Here is a 1165-nt window from a genome sequence, read left to right as displayed (position 1 = left end):
GTGGGCGCGGTTTCGGCATGGTGCACCTCCTGTTTACTCAAGATAGGCACTGTCCGAAAAAGCGGGTCATCTCCAGTACACAACACCGACTCCAGCGGTACTGGGGCTTGAATCGCACTATAGATGTCCACGGGTATCACCTCGCAATGCGCTTCTTGATCCTCGGCAGGGCCACCATGCAGTCGTGCGTGCCAGCGCTGGTGTCAAGGCAAGGCCAACCCTTTCCAACACTGCGGACGTCGCTTGGCACTATCATAAATAGTCTAGTCCATCACACACCGTGCCTTCTGGAGCAGGGCACCAAAGGGGCGGGAGCCTGGCCTGGGACCGGAGATTCTGTGCTACCACCGTGCCCCGCAGGTGGTCAATGGCGTCGGGAGAGGTCTATGACCCAAGTGTTCTATCGCGGATTCCCTTCGCACGAGCGCACGGTCTTCAGCGTCGTGTGCCGGCGGTACGGCTTTATTGCGGACGACTTTGACGTGAGCGCGATCGAAGGCGTTGGCGCAGGTGCCGAGCGAACGCCGCGGATAGTGACTGTTGAATTGAAAACCACGAGGATGAGCATGCAGTATGCGGGGGATGCAGGTAATTTTTGGCCCGCGGAGTTCGAGCATGATCTGTCGAGCGATATATTCGGCCCAGCACCGGACTGACGTTTCGTGAAATCGAGATGATCTTTGTGGTATGACTTAAGAATCGCACAAACGCACCCGGTTCTAAACCGAAAATCACAACCCCCGCCTGTTTATCCGGTACCCACCCGAGTTCGACAGTTAGAAGTGTAAGTCTTTGATTTAATTGGGGCGGAGTGCAAAACGCTCCACTACAAGAGGGTCAGTTGGCTCGTTTTGACTGGTTTGCGAACCTTCAATGCGGAGAGAACCCGGGCCTGCTCCTGACTGATGGTCGAGAGCCCTGCCACGGACTTGGTTTGGTCGATGACGATGCGGTGGTGCTGAATGCGATTGAGCATGGCAAGGGCTCGCGCGGGCGACAACTCGCTGTTGGCGGCCTGCAAGCGCATCCGCATCATGGAGTTGACCCGCTTTTTTGGACACCGCCTATCTTGAACCGAAGGAGGTGCTCATCATGCACAAGCATCGAATGCCGTATGCCGCGGCCTTCCGGCAACAGATGATTGACCTCGTCCATGCCGGCCGTA

General features: G+C 56.8%; 2 protein-coding genes. One reads left to right on the top strand and one right to left on the bottom strand.

Annotation, left to right across the window (positions count from 1 at the left end; genetic code table 11):
- The first annotated feature begins 386 nt into the window (after positions 1 to 386).
- A complete protein-coding gene (locus ACGLHR_RS51765) occupies positions 387 to 656 on the top strand; it encodes a hypothetical protein (protein WP_400103899.1) in 270 nt (89 codons plus the stop codon).
- 170 nt (positions 657 to 826) lie between these two features.
- Here ACGLHR_RS51765 and ACGLHR_RS51760 read toward each other — a convergent pair whose 3' ends face one another.
- Positions 827 to 1036 (bottom strand): hypothetical protein, encoded by a 210-nt coding sequence (locus ACGLHR_RS51760; RefSeq protein WP_400103897.1) that lies wholly within the window; start codon positions 1034 to 1036, stop codon positions 827 to 829.
- Positions 1037 to 1165: the final 129 nt, after the last annotated feature.

The organism is Cupriavidus sp. CuC1 (assembly GCF_044627735.1).
GTDB classification, from domain to species: Bacteria; Pseudomonadota; Gammaproteobacteria; order Burkholderiales; family Burkholderiaceae; genus Cupriavidus; species Cupriavidus ulmosensis.
The sequence above is the reverse complement of the archived record's forward strand: the minus strand, read 5'-3'. Positions and strand labels throughout refer to the sequence as shown.